The sequence below is a fragment of the Peribacillus sp. NPDC097225 genome (genome assembly GCF_044761955.1).
Taxonomy (GTDB): Bacteria; Bacillota; Bacilli; order Bacillales; family DSM-1321; genus Peribacillus.
Genome location: NZ_JBIWDJ010000011.1, coordinates 1 through 21,649 on the forward strand (window position 1 = coordinate 1; position 21,649 = coordinate 21,649).

Below are 21,649 nucleotides of genomic sequence, written 5' to 3' on the forward strand. Positions count from 1 at the left end.
TCACACCCGTTCCCATTCCGAACACGGCAGTTAAGCTCTTCAGCGCCGATGGTAGTTGGGGGTTTCCCCCTGTGAGAGTAGGACGCCGCCAAGCATATAATATGGAGGATTAGCTCAGCTGGGAGAGCATCTGCCTTACAAGCAGAGGGTCGGCGGTTCGATCCCGTCATCCTCCACCATTATTTTTTACACCTGCCGGTGTAGCTCAACTGGTAGAGCAACTGACTTGTAATCAGTAGGTTGGGGGTTCAAGTCCTCTTGCCGGCACCATTTTTATAGTAAGACAAGCATGAGCCATTAGCTCAGTTGGTAGAGCATCTGACTTTTAATCAGAGGGTCGAAGGTTCGAATCCTTCATGGCTCATCATTTTTTCATGCGGGTGTGGCGGAATTGGCAGACGCACCAGACTTAGGATCTGGCGCCGCAAGGCGTGGGGGTTCAAGTCCCTTCACCCGCATCATTCATGCGGAAGTAGTTCAGTGGTAGAATACAACCTTGCCAAGGTTGGGGTCGCGGGTTCGAATCCCGTCTTCCGCTCCACTTTTCGTATGTGCCGGGGTGGCGGAACTGGCAGACGCACAGGACTTAAAATCCTGCGGTAGGTGACTACCGTACCGGTTCGATTCCGGTCCTCGGCACCATCTTAATATGCGCCCGTAGCTCAATTGGATAGAGCATCTGACTACGAATCAGAAGGTTGTAGGTTCGACTCCCGCCGGGCGCACCATGTTTTTTTGCGGGAAGTAGCTCAGCTTGGTAGAGCACTTGGTTTGGGACCAAGGGGTCGCAGGTTCGAATCCTGTCTTCCCGACCATGTGATTTTTAATGAAATGGGGCCTTAGCTCAGCTGGGAGAGCGCCTGCCTTGCACGCAGGAGGTCAGCGGTTCGATCCCGCTAGGCTCCACCATTTTTTCAAAAAAGAAAACTTATATTATTTTGGCGGTGTAGCTCAGCTGGCTAGAGCGTACGGTTCATACCCGTGAGGTCGGGGGTTCGATCCCCTCCGCCGCTACCAATAAATATAAGGACCTTTAGCTCAGCTGGTTAGAGCAGACGGCTCATAACCGTCCGGTCGTAGGTTCGAGTCCTACAAGGTCCACCATAGAATTTTTTCTTAGCCATGGAGGTATACCCAAGTTCGGCTGAAGGGATCGGTCTTGAAAACCGACAGGGGAGTCAAATCCCGCGGGGGTTCGAATCCCTCTACCTCCTCCATTTTTTTAAAAGCAACAAGTTGTTTTAAAACAACCTTACATATTAGGAAGTAAAAAAACAGTATTCATGAAAACTTGGTGCAAAATGATTCATTATTACCGTCGCGGGGTGGAGCAGTCCGGTAGCTCGTCGGGCTCATAACCCGAAGGTCGCAGGTTCAAATCCTGTCCCCGCAATCATTAGGTCCCGTGGTGTAGCGGTTAACATGCCTGCCTGTCACGCAGGAGATCGCGGGTTCGATTCCCGTCGGGACCGCCATTTTTTAGGCTCAGTAGCTCAGTCGGTAGAGCAAAGGACTGAAAATCCTTGTGTCGGCGGTTCGATTCCGTCCTGAGCCACCATTACAATTTCATATTACGGCGATTGTGGCGAAGTGGTTAACGCACCTGATTGTGGTTCAGGCATTCGTGGGTTCGATTCCCATCAGTCGCCCCATTTTGCGGGTGTAGTTTAGTGGTAAAACCTCAGCCTTCCAAGCTGATGATGAGGGTTCGATTCCCTTCACCCGCTCCAATATGGGCCTATAGCTCAGCTGGTTAGAGCGCACGCCTGATAAGCGTGAGGTCGATGGTTCGAGTCCATTTAGGCCCACCATATTTTATTGTTCCGCAGTAGCTCAGTGGTAGAGCATTCGGCTGTTAACCGAACGGTCGTAGGTTCGAGTCCTACCTGCGGAGCCATGGGGAAGTACTCAAGAGGCTGAAGAGGCGCCCCTGCTAAGGGTGTAGGTCGCGCGAGCGGCGCGAGGGTTCAAATCCCTCCTTCTCCGCCATTCGGCCCGTTGGTCAAGCGGTTAAGACACCGCCCTTTCACGGCGGTAACACGGGTTCGATTCCCGTACGGGTCATAAAAAGAAGCATACTTATGTATGCTTCTTTTTTTATGACTGTTTTTCTTGAAGAGATGCGACAAGGTTGATGCAGTCTATTTACTTATTATAGATGTATTTAATCAATCCGATGTTTAATAAAGCTAATTCTATCTATTTAACCGATTGCGTAATGTGCATTCCTACCATAATGATCACTCCTATTCCTACTAATACTCTATCAATGTTAAGTTCGCTGAAGGCTGTGCAATAAAATAGCCTATTCCCCCCGTTGAAACAAACATTTCAGCAGCAATTACACCAACCAAGGACTGCCCGATTCCTACACGTAATCCAGATACAATTTGGGGTAAAGAACCTGGAAGAGCGACCGTAAGGAAAGTTTGAAGCTGAGAAGCTCCGAAAGCCTTTGTCACTCTTGTGAGATTGGGGTCAAGATTCTGTACACCGGACATGGTATTGAGAATAATCGTGAATACACCTTCGAGAAAGACGAGTAATACTTTGCTAGGAAATCCGACTCCCACCCATACCATGATTAAAGGCAGTAGGACAATGCGAGGGGTACCTAGCATTGCGGTTAGAAAAGGATCAAAAGCTTTATACCTAAAGGTTTGTACCATCCAGTAATTAGTCCGATGCCTATCCCTACGAAAGCAGCTAGAATGAATCCTACGAAAAAATTCTTAAGTGTGAATGCCAAATTTTCCAAAAGTACACCGCTTACAGCTAGTTGATATCCGACCTGTACCATTTGCAATGGAGAACTTAAAAATATAGGATTGATTACTCTAAATTGATAGAGTAACTCCCAAAAGTTGAGTACACTTAAGAAGCTAATCAAACCTATATAGGGTGGTCAGCTACATCGTAGGAGTCTTTTTTCTATAAGTTTGATGTTTCCCTCTATAAAGGAAGAGACCTTTTATTAGGATGGGCATATAATATGTCTTCCGTCACTGGACGGTATCTTAATTTATAGAATATATAGGAGCCTGTAATCCTTTTACAAAAAAAAGACCGCAAGTAAATTCAGAAGAATTTCTTGCGGTCTTTTTATATTTCACTTTTTACTCGAGATTTGCGTGTCGGCCATACATTTTATTCGTATCCAATCCCTTTTTATCCATTATCCTTAAAATGACGCTATCGAAGAAAAGTAAAAGAGTCTGCTCAAATAGAGAGCCCATCGGTTGGATTGTTTGGTAATGACCTTCCGACTGGTCTTTTGGTGAACCAGGCAGCTTTATTGAGTAATCCGCCAATTTTCCAATGGTCGATTCGGGGGAAATGGTTACGGTAGCAATGGTTCCACCGATATTCGTTGCTTTCTCTGCTATGGAAATCAAACTTTTTGTTTCTCCCGAACCGGTTCCAAGGATTAAAAGGTCATCTTTTTCGAAGGTGGGGGTGACGGTTTCACCTAATACATATGCATCTATCCCCATATGCATCATTCGCATGGCAAAGGATTTACCCATCAGCCCGGATCTTCCTGCACCTGCTACAAAAACTTTCTTTGCTTCAAGAATCCGATTAACCAATTGTTCAGCTTCTTCGTCAGCTATTAAGTCTACTGAACGACTTAGCTCTTGTATGATTTTAGCCATATATTGAGAAGTCTGCATGATACTTATTAGCCTTGTTTAATTAATTCTTGTATTTGGGCTGCTGTCCCTTTAATATCATCTTGTCCAGTGATGCCTCCGCCAACAATGATAAGGTCAGGTTGTACTTTAATGACTTCCGGAAGTGTATCTAATTTTATGCCGCCTGCAATAGCCGTTTTTGCATTCTTTACAACGCGTTTAATGGTTTGAAGGTCCTCAAAAGAGTTTTTTCCAACAGCTTGAAGATCGTAGCCAGTGTGCACACAGATATAGTCGACGCCAAATGCATCCAATTCTTTCGCACGTGTTTCAAGATCTTTCACAGCGATCATATCAACAAGGATTTTTTTGCCTTGTTTTTTAGCTTCTTCAACAGCGCCTTTGATGGACATGTCTTCAGCTGCACCAAGAATCGTGATGATATCAGCGCCAGCTTCAGATGCCTTCATCACTTCGTAACCGGCTGCATCCATAATTTTAAGGTCAGCTAATACTTTTAAAGAAGGGAAAGCTTCTTTCATTTCTTTAACAGCCCGAAGCCCTTCATTAATAACTACCGGTGTACCGATTTCTACGATATCTATATATTCTTCCACCTGTTTAACCAATTCAATTCCTTCTTGAATGTTTACTAAGTCCAATGCCAATTGTAATTCCATTTATCCTTCACTCCCACTAGTATGTTTTAGTATGTTGCACAGTAAGTATGTACCTCTCACGTTCATTCAATGCACAGCAAGAAAATCATCTTGACTATACAATGTATCATATACTAAGTATAATATTTTTGTTAGTACGCACTTTTATTATACATAGTGTTAAAAAGTATACTATGGGATTTAGGATTATAAATATGGAGGTAATTCAGATGACAAGGCTAGAGAATAAAACATTCAATTGTGAGAAGGAATTGACCCTATCTGTTATAGGGGGCAAATGGAAGATGCTTATTTTATGGCACTTAGGCAAGCAGGGGACCAAGCGTTTTGGTGAATTGAAGGCACTTATGCCGGGCATCACTCAAAGAATGCTGGTTAACCAGCTTCGAGAACTGGAAGAAGATCTTATTGTTCATCGCGAGGTCTATCCAATCGTACCTCCCAAAGTGGAATACTCTCTGACAGAACAAGGAGAAAGCCTGATGCCGATTCTTGATTCGATGTATAATTGGGGTAAAAATTATATGGAGAATGTCGTTGGAGGCCAAGAAGATAGTAAAGAGAGTATCAAGTAGAAAACGATTTCTTTTAAGCCTTATAAGGATAGCATTAAAAAAGTGCTGACCCCGTACAAAGTTCTGTACAAGGTCTGGCACTTTTTTATTTTTCATCTATATAGCTGTCTTTCTTCTTGTAAGGGATATTGCCCATTTTAGAATCAATCTTCCGGTCATCGAGCATGTCTTCGTATTCTTCTTTGTTCTCGTTGGATACGACTTGACGATTTTTTCCTTCTATATCATTGGCTGCATATCCTTCATAGTCTTCAGGGAATGTCTCGGTATCGTCTTCTGTATCATAAAGTTCGTTATAGCTTGTGCGATTATGCTGATAGTCTGCCGGAGTGTCTGATGTTCCGAATTGGGCGACTTCACCGAAACTGTCCTCTTTGACCGTATTTTCGTCGTCTGTATCTGAGTGGCGCCTGTTCTCAAAGTTATCTCCCTTAGAAGGGATCAGGATATCTTCCTCAGCTGGCCTATATTCATCGGTCACGTCGTCATGGACTTTTTGTTCTGGCGTATGCTCGATACAATATAAGGTGGAAGGAACCACTTCAAGCCGTTCATATGGGATATCTTTGCCGCACTCCTTACAAACACCGTATGTTCCTTCTTTTATGGCTTCTAGGGCAAGATCGATTTTTCCGATTTCCTCTTCCGCGTGCTCATTGATGGCTTGATATCTTTCCTTGTCGAAAAGCTCGGTGCCTAAGTCGGCGGGGTGATTATCATAGGAAGAGATTTCGCCGGAAAAGTCGGTTTGTGACTGTTTGGTTACAGTCTCATCATTCTTGATTCTTTGTTGAAGCTGTTCTTTTTCACTTAACAGTTCTTCTTTTAATTTCAGGATTTGTTTTTCAGTCGCCATTGGTTTCCTCTCCTTTTATAAGTACGATTATGGTTTCATCGTTGTTTTTTGTGTAGTTATTAGTAAGTACCCGAATCAGCGGGGTGGGAAACAACGAAAAAACCCCATGCACCATGCACGGGGTTTAAAGCTTTGCGTTTATTGAATGAAATAATGGATGAGTAAACCGATGAACATCAGTAAACCGAAGAACGTATTCGTTTGTGCCGTTGCTTTCATCGCTGGCACCATTGTGATGGCTTCCGTTTTACCTGCAAAGCCTTTGATGGCAGTCAGGGCCTTCGGAATGCTTAGGAAAGAAAGCAGGATCCAAGGTGTTACGTCTCCCAAGAGAATCAGTCCGACAACCCACACATAACAGAATGCAAACATGACGGACATGAAAGTTAGTGCATTTTTCCTTCCCATAACGACAGGCATCGTTTTGCGGCCATGGGCCTTATCGCCGTCATGGTCCCGAAGGTTATTCGATAGATTGATCAACCCGACAAGAACACCGCTTGGTACGGCAATCAGGATGGCTAAGGAAGAAACTGTACCGGTCTGGATGAAGTAGGCGATCAAGATGATCAAGAAGCCCATGAATAGACCGGAAAAAAGTTCCCCGAATGGTGTGTATGATATCGGTAGCGGACCTCCGGTATAAAGGTAGCCGACCAGCATGCAAACAAGGCCGACAGCGGCAATCCACCAAGATGAAGCGGCGCAAATATAGATTCCTAGTAAAAGAGAGATTCCATACATGCTAAGGGCCAAGGTCATGATCAGCTTCGGGGTCATGCCATGACGGACGATACCGCCACCGATGCCGACTGATTCTTCGGTATCAAGGCCCCTTTTGAAATCATAGTATTCATTAAATAAGTTCGTTGCAGCTTGAATAAGGATGCTTGCGATCATCATGGCCGCAAATAATAACCAATTTACGCCATCCTCTAACAAGGCAAGGACGGTTCCAAGCAGGACGGGAACAAAAGCTGCGGTAAGTGTATGTGGACGAATTAACTCCCACCAGATTTTCCAGGTTCGTTTAAGGGGAAGCTCGTCGTATTCTGTGTGCATTATTTCTCTCCTCAAAATCATGATCAGTACCTTAAAATTATAACAAAGATTGAATTTGTTCACAAAAGGATATCCTATAAAATGTAGGAAAAGTGTTCGAGCGTGTCGAAGGGATTTGATGAGCCGGGACTTCCAAATTGAAGGAGATGCTACATCATTATCTAAGAATCATATAATAAGGAAAAAAGCAGGCATGATTTGTCTGTTCGAGGGTGGTTTTATTGACATGAGGTTAAACGGAGGTGTATCTTTAAATAGGTTAAAAAGCTTTTAAAATGTACGATTTGGGGGGATATTTTTGGCTATCTCGAAAGAAACTGAACGGTTTCAGGGACTGGCTATGGCCATACAAAAGGCGAAGAACTTGAATGAACAAGTTCTATTCAGTCATATTAAGAAAATAGAGTGCAACAACCCCCTTTCATTTTATCAAGCTGGAAGAGAACGGTATAAGGGTGAACGCTTCTTTTGGCAGGATCCCGCAAAAGATATAACCATTACTGGTTTAGGCAACGTTAAGAAAATCCAGGAGGCACCAAATGCCGACCGTTATAGAGAAGTTGAAATGAGCTGGATCAAGCTGCAGAATACTGCTGTTACAACAGGAGTGACCGATGTGGATGCGACCGGCCCTTTGCTATTTGGGGGCTTTTCTTTTGATTATGAAACCAACAGTTCGTTCCTATGGAATCAATTTGGGGACAATCTGTTCTATATACCTGCCTTCATGCTATCGATAGTGGAGGGGGAGGCCTACTTAACGACAAACCTACTTTGTTCGCCGGATGATTCAGAAAAACTCTTCATAGATATGATAAACGAAAGGGAAGCATTCCTTACCGAAAACTTGGATGATGGCGAAATACCGGCCAATGTCTTTGTTGAGCAGAAGGAAGTCGAACCTGAGGCATGGAAGAAGACCGTTGCGCGGGCCGTTGAGGAAATTAAGACGACGGATCTTGATAAGATCGTTCTGGCAAGGGAATTGCGCCTTGTGTTTGAACGCTCCATCGATTCGAAACAGGTTCTAGAGCAACTGCTTGCCGAGCAGCCGATGAGCTATATTTTCTGTTTAGAGGCAGGCGGTGACTGTTTTGTCGGGGCCACTCCTGAGCGATTAATCAAAAAGCAGGGAAATGAAGTCTTTTCAACTTGTCTTGCCGGATCAATGGGCCGGGGGAAAACCGAAGAAGAGGATACTCGTCTAGGTAATGAACTTCTTTTGGATCAAAAGAATCTACAAGAGCACAAGTACGTCGTTTCGATGATTACCAACGCTTTTGAAGCCGTATGTGATGAGGTCATCATTCCATCAGGACCGAAGTTGATGAAGAACCGTCATATACAGCATTTGTTTACACCGGTGAAAGGTACGTGTAAAGCGGATACGACTATTTTCGAGTGTGTCGAGAATCTCCATCCAACGCCGGCATTGGGTGGGCTTCCAAAAGAGAAAGCTGTCACACGCATTCGGGAAATAGAAGGTCTGGAACGAGGCTTTTATGCGGGACCACTCGGCTGGGTGGATTCGAAGGGGAACGGTGAATTCGCGGTTGGAATCCGTTCCGCACTATTACAGGACAATGAGGCATCGCTTTTTGCAGGATGTGGCGTGGTAGAAGATTCCACACCGGAAAGTGAATTCCAGGAAACGGGGATTAAATTCAACCCGATGTTAAGTGCTTTAGGAGGAAAAATGAATGAATGACCGAGATGCATTGACAGCCTATGCTGCTTCATTTGTCGATGAGCTGGCACAAAATCGAATGAAGCATGTGGTCGTGAGCCCTGGTTCACGTTCTACACCTCTTGCTTTATTGATGGTGGAACATCCTGATATTCAGGTACATATTAATGTCGATGAGCGTTCGGCGTCTTTTTTTGCTCTTGGATTGGCTAAGGCATTAAAAGAACCAGTCGGACTTCTTTGTACGTCCGGAACGGCTGCGGCGAACTTTCATCCTGCCGTCATTGAGGCTTTCTATTCAAGGGTGCCCCTAGTTGTCCTGACAGCTGATCGCCCCCATGAACTGCGAGATGTCGGAGCTCCACAGGCCATCGACCAAATCAATTTATATGGAAAACAAGTGAAGTGGTTTGTCGAGATGGCGCTTCCGGAGAGCAGTGATGAAATGATCCGGTATGCGAGGACCATTGGGGCGAGAGCGGTAGCGACGGCATCCATGGAACCTTCAGGACCTGTCCACTTGAACTTCCCTTTACGTGAGCCACTCATTCCAGATTTAAAACAAGCCAAGGAATATAGGCAAAGTAAGGAAACGCCGACTGTGATGATCGATAGTGGGATACGCTCACTAACGGCCGCACAATTAGACGGATTGACCTCTACTTTGTCAAAAGCAAAACAAGGCATCATCGTGTGTGGGGAACTTAGGAACCCAGAGATGAAGGATGCCATCATCACATTAGCAGACAAGCTTGGGTTCCCGATACTGGCTGACCCGCTTTCTCAGTTACGGAGCGGTACACATGACAAAGACGCCATCATCGAGGCTTATGATACATTTTTGCGCGATGAAGCTGCCAAGGCTGCATTCCAACCGGATGTCGTGCTTCGATTCGGCTCGATGCCAGTTTCGAAGCCCCTGCTTTTATTCTTGAAAAAACAAAAGCAGGCTTTGACATTGGTCATCGATGGTGGTGCAGGATGGCGTGAACCGGCTGGATTGGCCACGAGCATGATCTATTGTGATGAAGTCGACTTTTGTCATCGCATCGGTGAAAAATTACCTGAAGCAACAGACAGAGACTGGCTTGGTTTGTGGCAATCCATCAATGGAGCGACGAAGAAAGCCTTATCTTCCATCCAGGATGAATCGGAGTTGAGTGAAGGAAAGCTCTTTTCCTTACTCCAGGACATGATGCCGGTAGGTTCGACCATATTTGTCGGGAACAGTATGCCTATCCGGGATTTGGATACGTTCTTTTTAAACAACGAGAAAAGCATCAAGACGATGGCGAACCGTGGGGCAAACGGAATTGATGGTGTCGTTTCCACGGCAATCGGGGTGAGCACGGTTACCGAAAATACGGTGCTGGCCATAGGTGATTTAAGCTTTTTCCATGATATGAACGGATTGCTTGCAGCCAAACTGCAAAAGCAGAACATCACGGTCCTGTTGATCAACAATGATGGCGGAGGGATCTTCTCCTTCCTTCCACAGGCGAAAGAGAAGGAACATTTCGAAACGTTATTCGGAACGCCGCACGGACTTGATTTCTCCCATGCTGCTTTGCTTTATGGAGGGAAATATAACAAGGTGCGGAATTGGGATGAATTAAAACAAGTGTTTACGGATTCCTTTGAAATACCTGGATTGAAAATCATTGAAGTGCCTACAGAGCGGGAATCCAATATGCAAACCCATCGAAATTTGTGGAGTTTTGTTTCCCAGGAAATAAAGCGGGTGCTTGATGGGGAAATTTCATGAAAATTGTCAGTGGAGATGTCACATATGCTGTTGAAATAGCGGGAAATGGTGAACCTATAGTATGTCTACATGGGTTCACCGGGAACCGGGATACATGGGACTTTCTTGTTCCCATGTTGCAGGACCGCTATTCTTTGATCATGGTTGATATCATCGGCCATGGGGAAACGATGGCGCCTGATGATTTCCAGCGGTATGGGATGGAGCAAGTAGCAAAGGATTTGAAGCTTATTCTAGAGAAATTGAAGCTGCGAAAAGCCCATATCCTTGGTTACTCGATGGGTGGCAGATTAGCATTGGCGTTCTCTTGCTTGTATCCAGAGTATGTTCATACATTGATGCTGGAAAGTTCCTCTCCGGGTCTAAGGACAGAAGAGGAGCGAGAACACCGCAGGGGCAACGATGCGAAGCTTGCCAAGCGAATCCTTGAACATGGCATGGAAGCGTTTGTCGAACAGTGGGAAAACATCCCGTTGTTTGAAACCCAAAAAAGGTTGTCCACAGATATACAAACTGCCATTCGACAGCAACGACTCGCAAATACACCGATCGGTCTGTCGAACAGCTTGCTCGGCATGGGGACAGGAAACCAACCATCCTATTGGGAAAATCTTGAGACCCTGGATTTTCCCGTGTTGCTTGTGACAGGTGAATTGGATGAAAAATTCTGCCATATCGCTGAAATGATGCAAAGTCGATTGAAAAATGTCGAATGGAAAAAAATTAATGACGTCGGGCATGCAATTCATGTGGAAGATGGGCAAAAGTTTGGTAAAATAATAAATGGGTTTTTAAAGCGAAATTAAGGAGGAAATACGATGACAATTCAATGGGAAACTATTCGTGAATATGACGAAATTTTATACGAGAAGTATAATGGCATTGCAAAAGTATCGATTAACCGTCCGCATGTACATAATGCATTCACGCCAAAGACGACTGCAGAAATGATTGATGCTTTTGCTAGAGCACGTGATGATGCAAGCATCGGTGTTATCATTTTGACAGGTGTAGGCGGAAAAGCCTTCTGTTCAGGTGGAGACCAAAAGGTACGCGGGAATGGCGGATATGTTGGGGAAGATAATATCCCACGCCTGAACGTACTTGATTTACAACGCTTAATCCGTGTGATTCCAAAACCGGTCGTAGCGATGGTTGCAGGTTGGGCAATTGGCGGCGGTAATGTATTGAATGTCGTTTGTGACTTAACAATCGCTGCTGACAATGCGGTCTTCGGTCAAACTGGTCCGAACGTGGGAAGCTTCGATGCCGGTTACGGTTCAGGTTACCTAGCTCGTATCGTTGGACATAAGAAAGCGCGTGAAATCTGGTACCTATGCCGTCAATACAATGCACAAGAAGCATTGGATATGGGCTTAGTCAACACAGTTGTGCCTCTAGATCAATTAGAAGCCGAAACAGTTAAATGGTGTGAGGAAATGCTTGAGAAGAGCCCAACAGCGCTTCGTTTCTTAAAAGCAGCGATGAACGCCGATACAGATGGACTTGCTGGACTTCAACAACTTGCTGGAGACGCAACTCTTTTATACTACACAACAGATGAAGCAAAAGAAGGCCGCGACGCGTTCAAAGAAAAACGTGATCCAGACTTCGGACAATTCCCTCGTTTCCCTTAATGAAAAAAGTAAGAGAATGAGTGGTTAGATTAGGGGGCAGCTTGGCGGAATTATTCGTCGAGCTGTTTTCTATATACAAAGGAAAAGGAGAGGGCTCTTGGATGACTGAAGAGAAATTGCCGAATTGGCTGAAAAACCGTGCTCATTTATCACCTGACCGTCCGGCGATCGAGTTTGAAGGGAGCACGTATACGTTTCTTGAATTACATAGGTTGACGGAAAATATGGCGGGGAAATTGGCAGCTAGTGGGATAAAGGCTGGTGAACCATGCGCGGTTTTACTTCGGAATCATATTGATAGCGTCGTCATGATTCATGCACTCTTTTATTTGGGCGCGAAAATCGTGGTGCTCAATAATAAGCTGACGGTCAGGGAATTATCTTGGCAAATCAAGGACAGCGAGTCAATGAGGCTGATTTCGGAAGAAGGGTTTATCGAAAAGCTTTCCGGGATCCAATCGTTGCTTCCGGATGTAGAGGTTCTTTTTAAAGAAGAGTTGCCTGCACAAGGAACCGCTGATATACGCGATGCCTTCTATCTGGAAGATACTGCGACGATCATGTATACATCGGGTACGACGGGCCATCCAAAAGGCGTCATCCAATCGTTCGGCAATCACTGGTGGAGCGCGGTCGGCTCCGTATTGAACCTTGGCTTGAGGGAAGAGGACAGCTGGTATTGTGCAGTCCCGATTTTTCATATAAGCGGGTTATCGATTCTGATGAAAAGTGTAATCTATGGTATGAAAGTCGTGTTGGTCGAGAAATTCGATGAACATGAGGCAAACCGAGCCATCTTGAATAATGGTGTGACGATGATATCGGTTGTGACGGCGATGTTGAATAGAATGCTGCATGACCTTGGTGCTGCGCGTTATCCGGAAACATTTCGTTGCGCACTGCTAGGCGGAGGCCCTGCACCTGTACATATGCTCGAAGCCTGCAGGGAAAAAGGAATACCCGTTTATCAGACCTACGGCATGACGGAAACAGCTTCGCAAATCGTGACACTTGCCCCGGAAAATGCGATGACAAAGGTTGGGTCTGCCGGTAAGGCCTTGTTCGCTTCCCAACTAAGGATAGAGAAGGACGGCAAGATATGCGGACCGGGTGTACCGGGTGAGATTGTCGTATCGGGTCCGAATGTAACGAAAGGCTATCTCAATCGTTTGGATGCGACAGAGCAAGCGATTTCAGAGGGCTGGCTTTACACGGGGGATCTGGGTTACCTTGATGAAGAAGGGTTTTTATACGTGCTTGACCGGCGTTCGGACTTAATCATTTCTGGAGGGGAGAATGTCTATCCAGCCGAGATCGAGAATGTCCTAAGTACGCACCCAGCCGTTTTCGAGGCGGGTGTCACCGGTATCGATCATGAAACATGGGGGCAGGTGCCGCTTGCTTTCGTTGTCAGGCATAAAGGCATGGAAGTTAGCGAAGCTGAGCTGTTGGCCCATTGCCGAGAGGGGCTAGCTGCTTATAAAATTCCCCGCAACGTATTATTTCTTGAAGAACTGCCACGCAATGGTGCAAGTAAGCTGCTGCGGAGGGAACTGAAGAAGCGATGGGGGGACCAGAAATGAAGTTGGCATCCATCACTTTAAGGCTCGTGAAGGCCCCTTTAAAGCGGCCATTCACGACCCATCTGGAAACCGTGACGGAACGGGAAGTCATCGTTGTCGAAGCACGAGATCAAGATGGGATTATTGGATACGGGGAGGCAGTGCCGTTTTCGAGTCCATGGTACACCGAGGAAACGGTGAAAACCTGTTTTCATATGTTGGAGGACTTCCTGATTCCTAAGACTTTGGCATTCGATTTGAAGCATCCCAATCAGCTTGCGGGTCTTTGGAGCGGTATCAGAAGGAATGCCATGGCAAAGTCGGCCTTGGAACAGGCAATCTGGGATCTGTATGCCAAGCAAGAGGGCATCTATCTCGGAAAGCTATTCGGCGGGGAACGAACCGAAGTGGATGCTGGGGTCGTCGTTGCCTCGGATCACATAGAGGATGCACTCCGGCAAATAGAGGAAGGCTTGGCGGTCGGCTATCGACGCTATAAAATCAAGATCAATCCAGCAAATGATACGGAATACCTGACGCAAATCCGGAGGGCCTATCCAGATATCCCCTTGATGGTGGATGCGAATTCGGCCTACTCGCTTTCGGATGTCCCGCATCTGCAAAAGCTGGATGACTTTCAGCTTATGATGATCGAGCAGCCTCTTGGGCATGATGATATCGTCGAACATGCCATTTTGCAAAAACGGCTAAAGACACCGATTTGCCTTGATGAAAGCATCAATTCCTACCATGATGCGAAAAGTGCGCTGATGCTAAAGAGCTGCGGAGTGATTACGATCAAAATGGCAAAGGTCGGAGGTTGGTCGCAAGCGGTCAAGATTCATGATCTTTGTGTGGAGCAGGATATTCCCCTTTGGTGTGGTGGCATGATCGAGTTTGGCATATCACGTGCCCATAATCTTGCACTGGCCACGTTAAAAGGATTCACGATTCCGGGAGATATTTCTTCCTCGTCACGTTATTGGGAGCATGACATCATCGAACCGGAAGTCATCGTGAAAAATGGCGTCATTAAGGTTCCGGACAAACCGGGAATCGGTTTTGACATCCGTGAGAAGCGGTTGGATGAACTGACAAGCTATAGGGTCGTTTATAAGTAATGAAAACCCCGATGCAATAGGGGGGAGATTATAGTGAGTAGATGAAGCTGTCATGGGGCAGCTTTTTTGCTATGGATAAAGGAGAGAACTGGATCGGTTTCCAGTTCGGCGACTCTATTACAATCGTAACTGGTTTTACCTTCCTCCTCATTTATCGATTGAATGATTAGTCCTTATTAAAATAACTCAAAAATGGGGCTTTGTCTATTTTTCCTTTTATGGATTATTTTGTATAATGTAAGAAAGCGAAAACATTTTAGAGAAAGGGAGGGGGGAAGAATATGAAAAAGCCGTACCTTATTGCAGAGGTTTTGTTAAGAAGGGGGATGCCGGATTTTGTCATTAAGGAAATCACTGCATTAGCGGAGTGCGAGTTGTTTCTTTTGAAAAGAAAATGGGGAATGTATGACCGGACGAAGGAAGCATGAAAGGAACCGTCTTCATGGTATGAATCGGTCCCTTTTTATATGGGCTATTCCTTGTTAAGGCGGTATCGATTGACAGGGCGGCCAATATTGCCATACTGGACATCAAGTTGAAGGATTTCTTCATCATGTAAGTACTCGAGATAGCGTCGGGCCGTCACCCGCGCAATGCCGATTCCATCGGCGACGTCCTCTGCGGATAGAGAGCCAGGTTGGGTTTTGATGAATTTCGTGACCTGTTCCAGAGTGGACCCGTTCAACCCTTTGGGGACATCTTTTTTCAATGTCTGCTTAGGAGACGATTGGTTTTGGAAGAGAAGGCGATCCAGTTGGGTTTGAGAGATAGAATGATCTGGCTCAACTTCCATGCGAAAGGCATAATACTGCTCAAGTGTATGTTGCAGCCTTTCGAATTTAAAGGGTTTGATTAAATAATCAAAGGCTCCATTCTGAATCATTTTCCGGATGGTTTTCTGATCATTGGCCGCCGAGATGATGATGACGTCGACATCAAGTTGGTCTTTCCTTATTTGATAAAGCGTATCCACGCCATTCAAGTTCGGCATGAAGATGTCCAAAATGACAAGATCCGGTTTTAGCTTCTTGATTTTTTCAAGACCTTCCAGTCCATTATTAGCCGTATCCACCACGGTAAAGGCGGAAAGGCGCTCGATAAATTGTTTATTTACCTCCTGGACCATTGGGTCATCTTCAATTAAAAGTACACATATTTGATTGGTCATTTGATCTCCTCTATATCCTGCATGGGAAAGGAAAGAAAAAAGCTGGTCCCTTCGTTAGGCCGCGTCGTAAAACTCATTTCGCCATGCGCCTTTTTTACAATTTGATTGATTAGATAAAGTCCTATTCCCGATCCCTCGGAACCTTTTGTCGTGAAACCATACTCGAAAATATCCTTATGTATAGGTTCGGGAATGCCCGGTCCATTGTCTTCCAGCACGATTTGACAATGCCGTTCATCTTGATAGATGGACAGATAGACCTGCTTGGATTCTTCGGTCGAATATTTCAGTGCCGCAAAAGAATTCTCTATCAGATTTCCGACAATCAAGACAAAATCATGATAATCCAAGTCAGGTGGAAAGCGGTCCAGCTTCGTATGCTTATCCATGGTAAGCTCGATGCCAAGCTCCCTGCCTATGGAAACCTTACTCAAAAGCAGCCCCACTAAATTATCATCGTGTATGTGCTTCGTTAAGAACCTGGTCAATTCCTCCTGTTCCTCGGTGATCTGAAAAATATACTGTAGAGCATCGTCTAAATTTCCTAGTTGTATCAATCCGGCGATCGTATGTAGCTTGTTCATATGTTCATGATTTTGTACACGCAGAGCTTCCACGAATGCCTTTACGCTTGTCAGTTCCTCGGCAAGCTTCGTCACATCCGTCCGGTCTTGGAAAATGGCCACGGCGCCGACGGTCTTATCGTCTATCTTGATCGGTACCCGGTTGCTCAGGATGTTTTTTTGCTGGACGGAAATTTCCTGATTGACGATGGGAGTTGTCCGTTCCAAAACTTCTGGGAGGCGGGTATCATCCACCACATCCGTGATTTTTTTGCCGATCACGGAACCGCTTATGTTCAGCATCTGTTTGGCCTTTTCATTGAATATCGTAATGATCTGATTAGTGTCAATGGCGATGACCCCTTCATGCATGGCATTGAAGGCGGCCGTCCTTTCAACGAGCATCTGGGAAATCTGGTGGGGCTCAAGCTGGAAGGTTTCCTTTTTAATGCGCCTGGCCAGTAGCCATGAGCCGCATACACCAAACAGAAGCGTCAAAAAGAGAAGAAGCAGGATTTCCGTCTTTAAGTCAGTGATGACTTCCGGGATCGTCGGCAGGATGTTCCCGACAAGGACGACACCTATCTGTTTGTTTTCTTCATTTAGGATGGGAACGAAGGCACGAACGGAAACGCCAAGTTCCCCTACGGCTTTCGAGATATATTCATGTTCTGCAAAAGCGGCACGCTCATCATTGCTTTTCGATAAGGTCCCCAGTTGGCTGTAAACCGGATGGGAGTACCGCATATGTTTTTCATTCAGGACAACGATATAATCGGCCTGATGAATTTTTCTTAAATTTTCAATGATGGGATTCAGTTCGGTCCAGCCTTCCGGTTCCAGGACCATCTTTTGTACTTCGGGAAGTTCTGCAATCGTATGGGCCGTGATCATCGAACGGGCACCGGTTTCCTCTTCCCTGATGGAGACGATATTCCCAAAAATGATAATCCCACCAATGAGGATGGAAAAGGCCACGATTATAAAGGATAGCAGGGTGATCTTTAATTGAATCGGCATATGAAAGGATTTATCCATTTGTTTTCCTCCATTAGATCTCTCCTTAATACTACCAGAATCTTCGGTTATTTTCGCCCAATTTCCTAGGTTGTCATACAACGGTGAAAAAGCTGTGATAGAATGAACGTATAATGTGAAGCGTTCGGTAAGGAGATGTCACTATGCGTGCTTACGGGGGATACCTGGTGTTAATCGGAATAGGGGTATTGGTTGCGGTTTATATCGCCTTTCAATCGTTCTTTACAAGCTTTGGGTTCGATTTGCCCATAGATGAGGAACAGGTTGGAATGGAGGATCAAATCGTGATTAAGTTCAGTCATGTGGTGGCTGAGAATACACCCAAGGGTTTGGCGGCAAGCCGGTTTGCGGCCCTTGTGGACGAATATACCGATCACCGTGTCAAAATTGAGGTGTATCCGAATCAATCGTTGTATAGTGATCGCGAAGAAATAGAGGCATTACAAGAAAATAAGGTGCAGATGATTGCACCGACCACTTCTAAAATTACGAACATATCGGAAAAATGGATGCTTTTGGACCTTCCTTATATCTTTCCCACGGATGCTGCCCTCAAAGAAGCGCTGAATGGGGAAGTGGGAGAAGAACTTCTGAATCATTTAGCTGAGGTAAATATCGAGGGTCTTGCCTTTTGGTCCAATAACTTTAAACAAATGACAAGCAATGAGCCCATCCGCCGTCCTGAAGACTTGTCCGGGAAAAACTTCCGGATCATGCCAAGTCCTGTGCTGGAGAGTCAATTCGAACACTTTGGCGCGTCAACCTCGAAGTTGGAGTTTAATGACACATTCAAAAGTCTCGAAATCAAGAAGACGGATAGCCAGGAAAATACGATCTCCAATATCTATTCCAAGAAGCTATATGACGTGCAAAAATATTTAACCATAAGTGACCATGGCTATTTAGGGTATGTCGTCATGATGAATCAATCCTTTTGGGAAGACCTTCCTCCGGATATCCAACAGCAAATCACGCGGGCGATGGATGATACAACATCTTGGCTTTGGGACAAGGCGAAGGAAATGAACCAAACCCAGCTACAAGCCATTGAAGAGAAATCCACGATTGAAGTCTATACCTTATCCGATAAAGAGAGAAAGCTGTGGATGAAAGAAATGACAAGCATCTATCCTGAATTCGAGCCAGTCATCGGAAAAGACTTGATGGAGAAGATGGAAAGAATACGCGAGAAATATATCGAGTGAAAAAAAACCGGACTCAAATCCAATCTTTGAGTCCGGTTTCTTATGAACTTACAAATCCTCAGCGGGTTTGAAGGTGCGGCATCCAGTTTGATGGCTTGTGTGAGCACGTTCTTCGGAATAGTGCTCGATTTTAATCATATCAGCGGAACAACGATTGCCGTGCTTCCAAAACGTACAGCTGTCAACAGCACATTTTACATCCTGAGCCATATGAATTCCTCCTCCTTTAATGGTACATCTATAGCTTTGAACAAAGGAAGTGCATTTACACTGGATTAAAAATGGAAAAGAGGCGAACCATGTGGGTTCGCCTCCTGATATGTTTAGTGTAATGCCGTTTGTAGGGTCTTGATGTTATTTTCCATGAGGCTGAAGTAATCCTCACCGGCTTCGATGTCCTTATCTGTCAGAACGGAAAGATTGTGGAACTCGAGTGCTTCCGCTCCCATTTCCTTCTGGATGATTTCGGTCAGCTTGGAACTGATATTCTGTTCGAAGATGACGTAATGAAGGTCTTCATCTTTAGCCATGGAGACGATGTTAGCCAGCTGTTTTTGGGACGGTTCATTTGACGATGTAAGTCCGGTTACCCCGATTTGTTCTAGGCCGTAGCGTTCTTCCCAATACCCATAAGCAGAATGGGAAACAATTACCTTATTCGTACGGCCGGCCTTGATTGTTTTCGCGAACTGCTTGTCGAGTGCCTTCAATTTATCTGAAAGCTCGTTAAAACGCAATGTGAAGTAGCTTTCCTGTTCCGGCATCTGCTTCGTTAACTCGTCTTTCACGGTTTCGGCCATCTGAATGGAATAGATGGGGTCTAGCCATAGATGTGGGTTGACGCTGCCATGATCATGGCCATCGTCATCGGTTTCTCCATGATCGTGTTCCTCATTATGTTCATCTACTGAAACGGTTTCACCTACAGCGACCGTAGTTACGCCTTCACCCTTTAAGATCGGTTCAGCTTTTGTGACAAAGCCCTCTAAATTATATCCAATATAGAAAAATAGGTCTGAGTTCGCCATGCCTACAATATCCTTTTGGGAGGGATCGAAGGTATGCTCATCTGTACCCGGAGGATAAACCGTTTCAACGTTCACAAATTCGCCCCCAATGGTTTCCGTGAAATATTCCAGAGGATAAACGGTCGTGTATATATCCAGCACATCTTTATCTTCCTTCTGCTTTCCTTCAGACTTGCCGCAACCTGTAAGGGCCAATGCTGCAATGAGTGAAAGAGAAAGTAATAATTTTCTTTTCATGAAAAAATTCTCCTTTTTAAATAATTCGTATTGATTACGATTTAAAATGTATGGTTTTGAAAACGAAATGATTACGATTTGACTATAGTATAATACATAAAATCGTTCCGAAAAGCAAGGTTTTTTTGACTCGTTCCTTCTTATTACTGTTTTTTCTTTTTTTCTGGAACAAGGTCAATACCACCTGGATGGAACGGATGGCATTTAAGAATCCTGATGATGGCTAGCCAGCTTCCTTTGATCGGACCGAAACGGTTCACGGCCTCTAAACCGTAATGAGAACAGGTAGGGTAAAAACGGCAAGTTGGCGGTTTTAATGGAGAAACCACGATCTGATAAAAACGTATGATGCCCATGATCATTTTTTTCAGCAAGGCACTTTCATCTCTTTTCGAATAAATTCACTATCGTTTATTATACCATATTTCTTTTGTTTTCTAGAAGGTTAATAAAGGATGTGGGAAAGGATTTTAGGCCTGGTCAGCCAATTGGCATAAATTTAAAAGGGTGAAATATATTGTGTTTCAAGGTAAAATAGAAGAGACATACAATTAAGGAGTGAATAAAATGCCTTCAGTTGAAAGCTTTGAATTAGATCATAATGCTGTTAAAGCCCCCTATGTAAGACATTGCGGTGTCCATAAGGTCGGAACAGATGGTGTTGTTAATAAATTTGATATCCGTTTCTGCCAGCCGAACAAGCAAGCGATGAAGCCGGATACGATCCACACTTTGGAACATTTGCTCGCGTTCAACATTCGTAAGCATTCCGAGCAGTACGATCATTTTGATATCATCGATATTTCGCCAATGGGTTGCCAAACAGGATATTACCTGGTTGTGAGTGGTGAGCCGACCGTGACGGAAATCATCGACGTATTGGAAGATACGTTCAAGGATGCCCTGCAAATCACGGAAATTCCAGCTGCTAACGAAAAGCAATGCGGCCAAGCAAAATTGCATGATCTTGAAGGGGCCAAGAAATTGATGAATTTCTGGTTATCACAAGATAAAGCGGACCTTCATAAAGTATTCGGTTAAACTCTAAAAAAATCCTGTCTTTTCCAAGACAGGATTTTTTTTATTTATCTTGGTCTTTTTCCTCTTCTTCGTTTTTTGGCAGCGGGTCAATTGGATCGACAGTATGCTTGTAGCTATAGCCTTTACCGATCGTCAGGACGGATAGCCCTAGTACAATCAAGATGACTATGATGGATATCACTAAAACCGTAAACATATTGACAGCTCCTTTGGGACAAATTATATATTCATTTTAGCATAAGAATTGAAGCGATAAAGGTTTCAATTTTTGTGGAGAGGGAACTATATAGGTATAACCAACTAACGGAGGTAGATATTATGACTCAGAAAAAATTAGGTAAATTAGTAAACAAAGAAATTGCAAACTTCAATGTCCTTTATACAAAAATCCACAATTTCCACTGGTTCGTAAATGGACCTCACTTCTTTGAACTTCACCAAAAACTAGAAGAATTATACACAGAAATCGGTACAGACATGGACGAGCTAGCTGAACGACTTTTAGCCATCGGAGAAAAACCGGTCGCTACGCTTAAAGAATATTTAGAATTGACGACTCTTGAAGAAGCGACAGGTAAAGAAAATACAGAAGATATGGTACAAAGCGTCATCACCGATTTCGAAAAACTTTCTACGGAATTCCTAGAAATCATCGAAGCCGCTGAAGAGGAAGATCCAGTAACAGCCGATATGCTTACTAGCATGAAGAAAAGCTTGAACAAACATGCTTGGATGCTACGTGCTTATTTAGGAAACTAAGCTTAGAATGAGATGGGCCCTACTTCGGTA

At 44.7% G+C, this 21,649-nt stretch carries 23 protein-coding genes, 21 tRNA genes and 1 rRNA gene; 34 read left to right on the forward strand and 11 right to left on the reverse strand.

The features are described 5' to 3' along the window. From rrf to ACIQXH_RS18995, 22 genes are all read left to right on the forward strand, one after another. Positions 1-94 (forward strand): 5S ribosomal RNA (rrf, locus tag ACIQXH_RS18890); the annotation flags it as partial. A 9-nt stretch (positions 95-103) separates the two neighbouring features. After that, positions 104-179, forward strand: a tRNA-Val gene (locus tag ACIQXH_RS18895). 15 nt (positions 180-194) lie between these two features. Then, a tRNA-Thr gene (locus ACIQXH_RS18900) sits at positions 195-270 on the forward strand. A 21-nt stretch (positions 271-291) separates the two neighbouring features. Beyond that, positions 292-364: transfer RNA gene (locus ACIQXH_RS18905), tRNA-Lys, on the forward strand. Between the two features lie 12 nt (positions 365-376). Next, a tRNA-Leu gene (locus ACIQXH_RS18910) sits at positions 377-458 on the forward strand. An 8-nt stretch (positions 459-466) separates the two neighbouring features. Beyond that, positions 467-541: transfer RNA gene (locus ACIQXH_RS18915), tRNA-Gly, on the forward strand. Between the two features lie 12 nt (positions 542-553). Then, a tRNA-Leu gene (locus tag ACIQXH_RS18920) sits at positions 554-642 on the forward strand. Between the two features lie 9 nt (positions 643-651). Further along, positions 652-728, forward strand: a tRNA-Arg gene (locus ACIQXH_RS18925). A gap of 10 nt (positions 729-738) precedes the next feature. Continuing rightward, positions 739-815, forward strand: a tRNA-Pro gene (locus ACIQXH_RS18930). An 18-nt stretch (positions 816-833) separates the two neighbouring features. After that, a tRNA-Ala gene (locus ACIQXH_RS18935) sits at positions 834-909 on the forward strand. Positions 910-940: 31 nt separating this feature from the next. Further along, positions 941-1,017: transfer RNA gene (locus ACIQXH_RS18940), tRNA-Met, on the forward strand. A 10-nt stretch (positions 1,018-1,027) separates the two neighbouring features. Further along, positions 1,028-1,104: transfer RNA gene (locus tag ACIQXH_RS18945), tRNA-Ile, on the forward strand. Positions 1,105-1,124: 20 nt separating this feature from the next. Continuing rightward, a tRNA-Ser gene (locus ACIQXH_RS18950) sits at positions 1,125-1,217 on the forward strand. Between the two features lie 102 nt (positions 1,218-1,319). Continuing rightward, positions 1,320-1,393 (forward strand) — tRNA-Met (locus ACIQXH_RS18955). Positions 1,394-1,399: 6 nt separating this feature from the next. Next, positions 1,400-1,475, forward strand: a tRNA-Asp gene (locus ACIQXH_RS18960). A 7-nt stretch (positions 1,476-1,482) separates the two neighbouring features. After that, positions 1,483-1,558 (forward strand) — tRNA-Phe (locus ACIQXH_RS18965). A gap of 18 nt (positions 1,559-1,576) precedes the next feature. Next, positions 1,577-1,652: transfer RNA gene (locus ACIQXH_RS18970), tRNA-His, on the forward strand. Positions 1,653-1,656: 4 nt separating this feature from the next. Further along, positions 1,657-1,730, forward strand: a tRNA-Gly gene (locus ACIQXH_RS18975). A 4-nt stretch (positions 1,731-1,734) separates the two neighbouring features. Beyond that, positions 1,735-1,811 (forward strand) — tRNA-Ile (locus tag ACIQXH_RS18980). Positions 1,812-1,822: 11 nt separating this feature from the next. After that, a tRNA-Asn gene (locus ACIQXH_RS18985) sits at positions 1,823-1,897 on the forward strand. Position 1,898: 1 nt separating this feature from the next. Beyond that, positions 1,899-1,989 (forward strand) — tRNA-Ser (locus tag ACIQXH_RS18990). 3 nt (positions 1,990-1,992) lie between these two features. Then, positions 1,993-2,064: transfer RNA gene (locus ACIQXH_RS18995), tRNA-Glu, on the forward strand. Between the two features lie 191 nt (positions 2,065-2,255). Here the strand turns inward: ACIQXH_RS18995 and ACIQXH_RS19000 are convergent. The 3 genes from ACIQXH_RS19000 to hxlA form a co-directional block, all read right to left on the reverse strand. Beyond that, complete coding sequence (locus ACIQXH_RS19000; RefSeq protein WP_402875241.1) at positions 2,256-2,669, reverse strand: ABC transporter permease; 414 nt, start codon at positions 2,667-2,669, stop codon at positions 2,256-2,258. A gap of 447 nt (positions 2,670-3,116) precedes the next feature. Beyond that, a complete protein-coding gene (gene hxlB, locus ACIQXH_RS19005) occupies positions 3,117-3,674 on the reverse strand; it encodes a 6-phospho-3-hexuloisomerase (protein WP_402875239.1) in 558 nt (185 codons plus the stop codon). 8 nt (positions 3,675-3,682) lie between these two features. Further along, positions 3,683-4,315, reverse strand: a complete 633-nt coding sequence (hxlA, locus tag ACIQXH_RS19010) for a 3-hexulose-6-phosphate synthase (RefSeq protein ID WP_403125294.1) — start codon at positions 4,313-4,315, stop codon at positions 3,683-3,685. 209 nt (positions 4,316-4,524) lie between these two features. Here hxlA and hxlR point away from each other — a divergent pair, with 209 nt between their 5' ends. Next, positions 4,525-4,890 (forward strand): transcriptional activator HxlR, encoded by a 366-nt coding sequence (gene hxlR / locus ACIQXH_RS19015; RefSeq protein ID WP_402875234.1) that lies wholly within the window; start codon positions 4,525-4,527, stop codon positions 4,888-4,890. Positions 4,891-4,975: 85 nt separating this feature from the next. Here the strand turns inward: hxlR and ACIQXH_RS19020 are convergent, their stop codons facing one another. Further along, the gene (locus ACIQXH_RS19020) at positions 4,976-5,746 is read right to left on the reverse strand and encodes a TraR/DksA C4-type zinc finger protein (protein ID WP_403125297.1); all 771 of its coding nucleotides are present in this window, start codon (positions 5,744-5,746) and stop codon (positions 4,976-4,978) included. 138 nt (positions 5,747-5,884) lie between these two features. Next, a complete protein-coding gene (locus ACIQXH_RS19025; RefSeq protein ID WP_402875228.1) occupies positions 5,885-6,808 on the reverse strand; it encodes a 1,4-dihydroxy-2-naphthoate polyprenyltransferase in 924 nt (307 codons plus the stop codon). A gap of 298 nt (positions 6,809-7,106) precedes the next feature. On the opposite strand from ACIQXH_RS19025, the gene ACIQXH_RS19030 reads away from it, so the two are divergent. The 8 genes from ACIQXH_RS19030 to ACIQXH_RS19065 all read left to right on the forward strand — a co-directional run bounded on the left by ACIQXH_RS19030 (position 7,107) and on the right by ACIQXH_RS19065 (position 15,008). Next, positions 7,107-8,516 carry an isochorismate synthase gene (locus tag ACIQXH_RS19030; protein ID WP_403125300.1) on the forward strand — a complete coding sequence of 470 codons (1,410 nt, stop codon included), beginning with the start codon at positions 7,107-7,109 and terminating at the stop codon, positions 8,514-8,516. Beyond that, a complete protein-coding gene (menD, locus tag ACIQXH_RS19035; RefSeq protein WP_403125304.1) occupies positions 8,509-10,260 on the forward strand; it encodes a 2-succinyl-5-enolpyruvyl-6-hydroxy-3-cyclohexene-1-carboxylic-acid synthase in 1,752 nt (583 codons plus the stop codon). The genes ACIQXH_RS19030 and menD overlap by 8 nt, the downstream gene beginning before the upstream one ends. Beyond that, entirely contained in the window at positions 10,257-11,066 is an 810-nt protein-coding gene (gene menH / locus ACIQXH_RS19040) for a 2-succinyl-6-hydroxy-2,4-cyclohexadiene-1-carboxylate synthase (protein ID WP_402991853.1), read from the forward strand. The genes menD and menH overlap by 4 nt, the downstream gene beginning before the upstream one ends. Before the next feature lie 12 nt (positions 11,067-11,078). Beyond that, on the forward strand, positions 11,079-11,897 hold the full coding sequence (menB, locus tag ACIQXH_RS19045; RefSeq protein ID WP_402991850.1) for a 1,4-dihydroxy-2-naphthoyl-CoA synthase: 819 nt from the start codon (positions 11,079-11,081) through the stop codon (positions 11,895-11,897). A 101-nt stretch (positions 11,898-11,998) separates the two neighbouring features. Beyond that, the gene (locus ACIQXH_RS19050; RefSeq protein WP_403125344.1) at positions 11,999-13,480 is read left to right on the forward strand and encodes an o-succinylbenzoate--CoA ligase; all 1,482 of its coding nucleotides are present in this window, start codon (positions 11,999-12,001) and stop codon (positions 13,478-13,480) included. After that, positions 13,477-14,580 carry an o-succinylbenzoate synthase gene (gene menC / locus ACIQXH_RS19055; protein ID WP_403125307.1) on the forward strand — a complete coding sequence of 368 codons (1,104 nt, stop codon included), beginning with the start codon at positions 13,477-13,479 and terminating at the stop codon, positions 14,578-14,580. The genes ACIQXH_RS19050 and menC overlap by 4 nt, the downstream gene beginning before the upstream one ends. A gap of 41 nt (positions 14,581-14,621) precedes the next feature. Then, complete coding sequence (locus ACIQXH_RS19060; RefSeq protein ID WP_403125310.1) at positions 14,622-14,750, forward strand: hypothetical protein; 129 nt, start codon at positions 14,622-14,624, stop codon at positions 14,748-14,750. Between the two features lie 111 nt (positions 14,751-14,861). After that, on the forward strand, positions 14,862-15,008 hold the full coding sequence (locus ACIQXH_RS19065; RefSeq protein ID WP_402991844.1) for a hypothetical protein: 147 nt from the start codon (positions 14,862-14,864) through the stop codon (positions 15,006-15,008). A 44-nt stretch (positions 15,009-15,052) separates the two neighbouring features. Here the strand turns inward: ACIQXH_RS19065 and ACIQXH_RS19070 are convergent, their stop codons facing one another. Continuing rightward, positions 15,053-15,748 carry a response regulator gene (locus ACIQXH_RS19070; RefSeq protein ID WP_402875198.1) on the reverse strand — a complete coding sequence of 232 codons (696 nt, stop codon included), beginning with the start codon at positions 15,746-15,748 and terminating at the stop codon, positions 15,053-15,055. Next, positions 15,745-17,349 (reverse strand): ATP-binding protein, encoded by a 1,605-nt coding sequence (locus ACIQXH_RS19075; protein WP_402875194.1) that lies wholly within the window; start codon positions 17,347-17,349, stop codon positions 15,745-15,747. The genes ACIQXH_RS19070 and ACIQXH_RS19075 overlap by 4 nt, the downstream gene beginning before the upstream one ends. A 143-nt stretch (positions 17,350-17,492) precedes the next feature. Between ACIQXH_RS19075 and ACIQXH_RS19080 the strand changes: the two genes are divergently transcribed. After that, positions 17,493-18,554, forward strand: a complete 1,062-nt coding sequence (locus ACIQXH_RS19080) for a DctP family TRAP transporter solute-binding subunit (RefSeq protein WP_402875191.1) — start codon at positions 17,493-17,495, stop codon at positions 18,552-18,554. A 48-nt stretch (positions 18,555-18,602) separates the two neighbouring features. Here the strand turns inward: ACIQXH_RS19080 and ACIQXH_RS19085 are convergent, their stop codons facing one another. The 3 genes from ACIQXH_RS19085 to yidD all read right to left on the reverse strand — a co-directional run bounded on the left by ACIQXH_RS19085 (position 18,603) and on the right by yidD (position 20,181). Continuing rightward, complete coding sequence (locus ACIQXH_RS19085; RefSeq protein ID WP_402875188.1) at positions 18,603-18,764, reverse strand: DUF1540 domain-containing protein; 162 nt, start codon at positions 18,762-18,764, stop codon at positions 18,603-18,605. A gap of 113 nt (positions 18,765-18,877) precedes the next feature. Next, the gene (locus ACIQXH_RS19090) at positions 18,878-19,819 is read right to left on the reverse strand and encodes a metal ABC transporter solute-binding protein, Zn/Mn family (RefSeq protein ID WP_402875186.1); all 942 of its coding nucleotides are present in this window, start codon (positions 19,817-19,819) and stop codon (positions 18,878-18,880) included. Between the two features lie 143 nt (positions 19,820-19,962). Next, the gene (gene yidD / locus ACIQXH_RS19095) at positions 19,963-20,181 is read right to left on the reverse strand and encodes a membrane protein insertion efficiency factor YidD (protein ID WP_402875252.1); all 219 of its coding nucleotides are present in this window, start codon (positions 20,179-20,181) and stop codon (positions 19,963-19,965) included. Positions 20,182-20,386: 205 nt separating this feature from the next. Here yidD and ACIQXH_RS19100 point away from each other — a divergent pair, with 205 nt between their 5' ends. Next, positions 20,387-20,860, forward strand: coding sequence for an S-ribosylhomocysteine lyase (locus ACIQXH_RS19100; RefSeq protein ID WP_402957008.1), 474 nt, complete (start codon positions 20,387-20,389; stop codon positions 20,858-20,860). Positions 20,861-20,900: 40 nt separating this feature from the next. On the opposite strand, the gene ytzI is transcribed toward ACIQXH_RS19100, so the two are convergent. Further along, positions 20,901-21,056 carry a YtzI protein gene (gene ytzI, locus ACIQXH_RS19105; protein WP_402875181.1) on the reverse strand — a complete coding sequence of 52 codons (156 nt, stop codon included), beginning with the start codon at positions 21,054-21,056 and terminating at the stop codon, positions 20,901-20,903. 122 nt (positions 21,057-21,178) lie between these two features. On the opposite strand from ytzI, the gene ACIQXH_RS19110 reads away from it, so the two are divergent. Continuing rightward, a complete protein-coding gene (locus tag ACIQXH_RS19110; RefSeq protein WP_402875179.1) occupies positions 21,179-21,619 on the forward strand; it encodes a Dps family protein in 441 nt (146 codons plus the stop codon). Positions 21,620-21,649: the final 30 nt, after the last annotated feature.

Bases quoted from the DNA above. Each gene is read 5' to 3' on its own strand.
- hxlR (WP_402875234.1), top strand. From the start codon at position 4,525: ATGACAAGGCTAGAGAATAAAACATTCAATTGTGAGAAGGAATTGACC.
- ACIQXH_RS19025 (WP_402875228.1), bottom strand. From the start codon at position 6,808: ATGCACACAGAATACGACGAGCTTCCCCTTAAACGAACCTGGAAAATC.
- ACIQXH_RS19000 (WP_402875241.1), bottom strand. From the start codon at position 2,669: ATGGTACAAACCTTTAGGTATAAAGCTTTTGATCCTTTTCTAACCGCA.
- ytzI (WP_402875181.1), bottom strand. From the start codon at position 21,056: ATGTTTACGGTTTTAGTGATATCCATCATAGTCATCTTGATTGTACTA.
- menH (WP_402991853.1), top strand. From the start codon at position 10,257: ATGAAAATTGTCAGTGGAGATGTCACATATGCTGTTGAAATAGCGGGA.
- hxlA (WP_403125294.1), bottom strand. From the start codon at position 4,315: ATGGAATTACAATTGGCATTGGACTTAGTAAACATTCAAGAAGGAATT.
- ACIQXH_RS19080 (WP_402875191.1), top strand. From the start codon at position 17,493: ATGCGTGCTTACGGGGGATACCTGGTGTTAATCGGAATAGGGGTATTG.
- menB (WP_402991850.1), top strand. From the start codon at position 11,079: ATGACAATTCAATGGGAAACTATTCGTGAATATGACGAAATTTTATAC.
- ACIQXH_RS19110 (WP_402875179.1), top strand. From the start codon at position 21,179: ATGACTCAGAAAAAATTAGGTAAATTAGTAAACAAAGAAATTGCAAAC.
- ACIQXH_RS19050 (WP_403125344.1), top strand. From the start codon at position 11,999: ATGACTGAAGAGAAATTGCCGAATTGGCTGAAAAACCGTGCTCATTTA.
- ACIQXH_RS19090 (WP_402875186.1), bottom strand. From the start codon at position 19,819: ATGAAAAGAAAATTATTACTTTCTCTTTCACTCATTGCAGCATTGGCC.
- ACIQXH_RS19085 (WP_402875188.1), bottom strand. From the start codon at position 18,764: ATGGCTCAGGATGTAAAATGTGCTGTTGACAGCTGTACGTTTTGGAAG.
- menD (WP_403125304.1), top strand. From the start codon at position 8,509: ATGAATGACCGAGATGCATTGACAGCCTATGCTGCTTCATTTGTCGAT.
- ACIQXH_RS19070 (WP_402875198.1), bottom strand. From the start codon at position 15,748: ATGACCAATCAAATATGTGTACTTTTAATTGAAGATGACCCAATGGTC.
- hxlB (WP_402875239.1), bottom strand. From the start codon at position 3,674: ATGCAGACTTCTCAATATATGGCTAAAATCATACAAGAGCTAAGTCGT.
- ACIQXH_RS19060 (WP_403125310.1), top strand. From the start codon at position 14,622: ATGAAGCTGTCATGGGGCAGCTTTTTTGCTATGGATAAAGGAGAGAAC.
- menC (WP_403125307.1), top strand. From the start codon at position 13,477: ATGAAGTTGGCATCCATCACTTTAAGGCTCGTGAAGGCCCCTTTAAAG.
- ACIQXH_RS19020 (WP_403125297.1), bottom strand. From the start codon at position 5,746: ATGGCGACTGAAAAACAAATCCTGAAATTAAAAGAAGAACTGTTAAGT.
- ACIQXH_RS19100 (WP_402957008.1), top strand. From the start codon at position 20,387: ATGCCTTCAGTTGAAAGCTTTGAATTAGATCATAATGCTGTTAAAGCC.
- ACIQXH_RS19065 (WP_402991844.1), top strand. From the start codon at position 14,862: ATGAAAAAGCCGTACCTTATTGCAGAGGTTTTGTTAAGAAGGGGGATG.
- ACIQXH_RS19075 (WP_402875194.1), bottom strand. From the start codon at position 17,349: ATGGATAAATCCTTTCATATGCCGATTCAATTAAAGATCACCCTGCTA.
- yidD (WP_402875252.1), bottom strand. From the start codon at position 20,181: ATGATCATGGGCATCATACGTTTTTATCAGATCGTGGTTTCTCCATTA.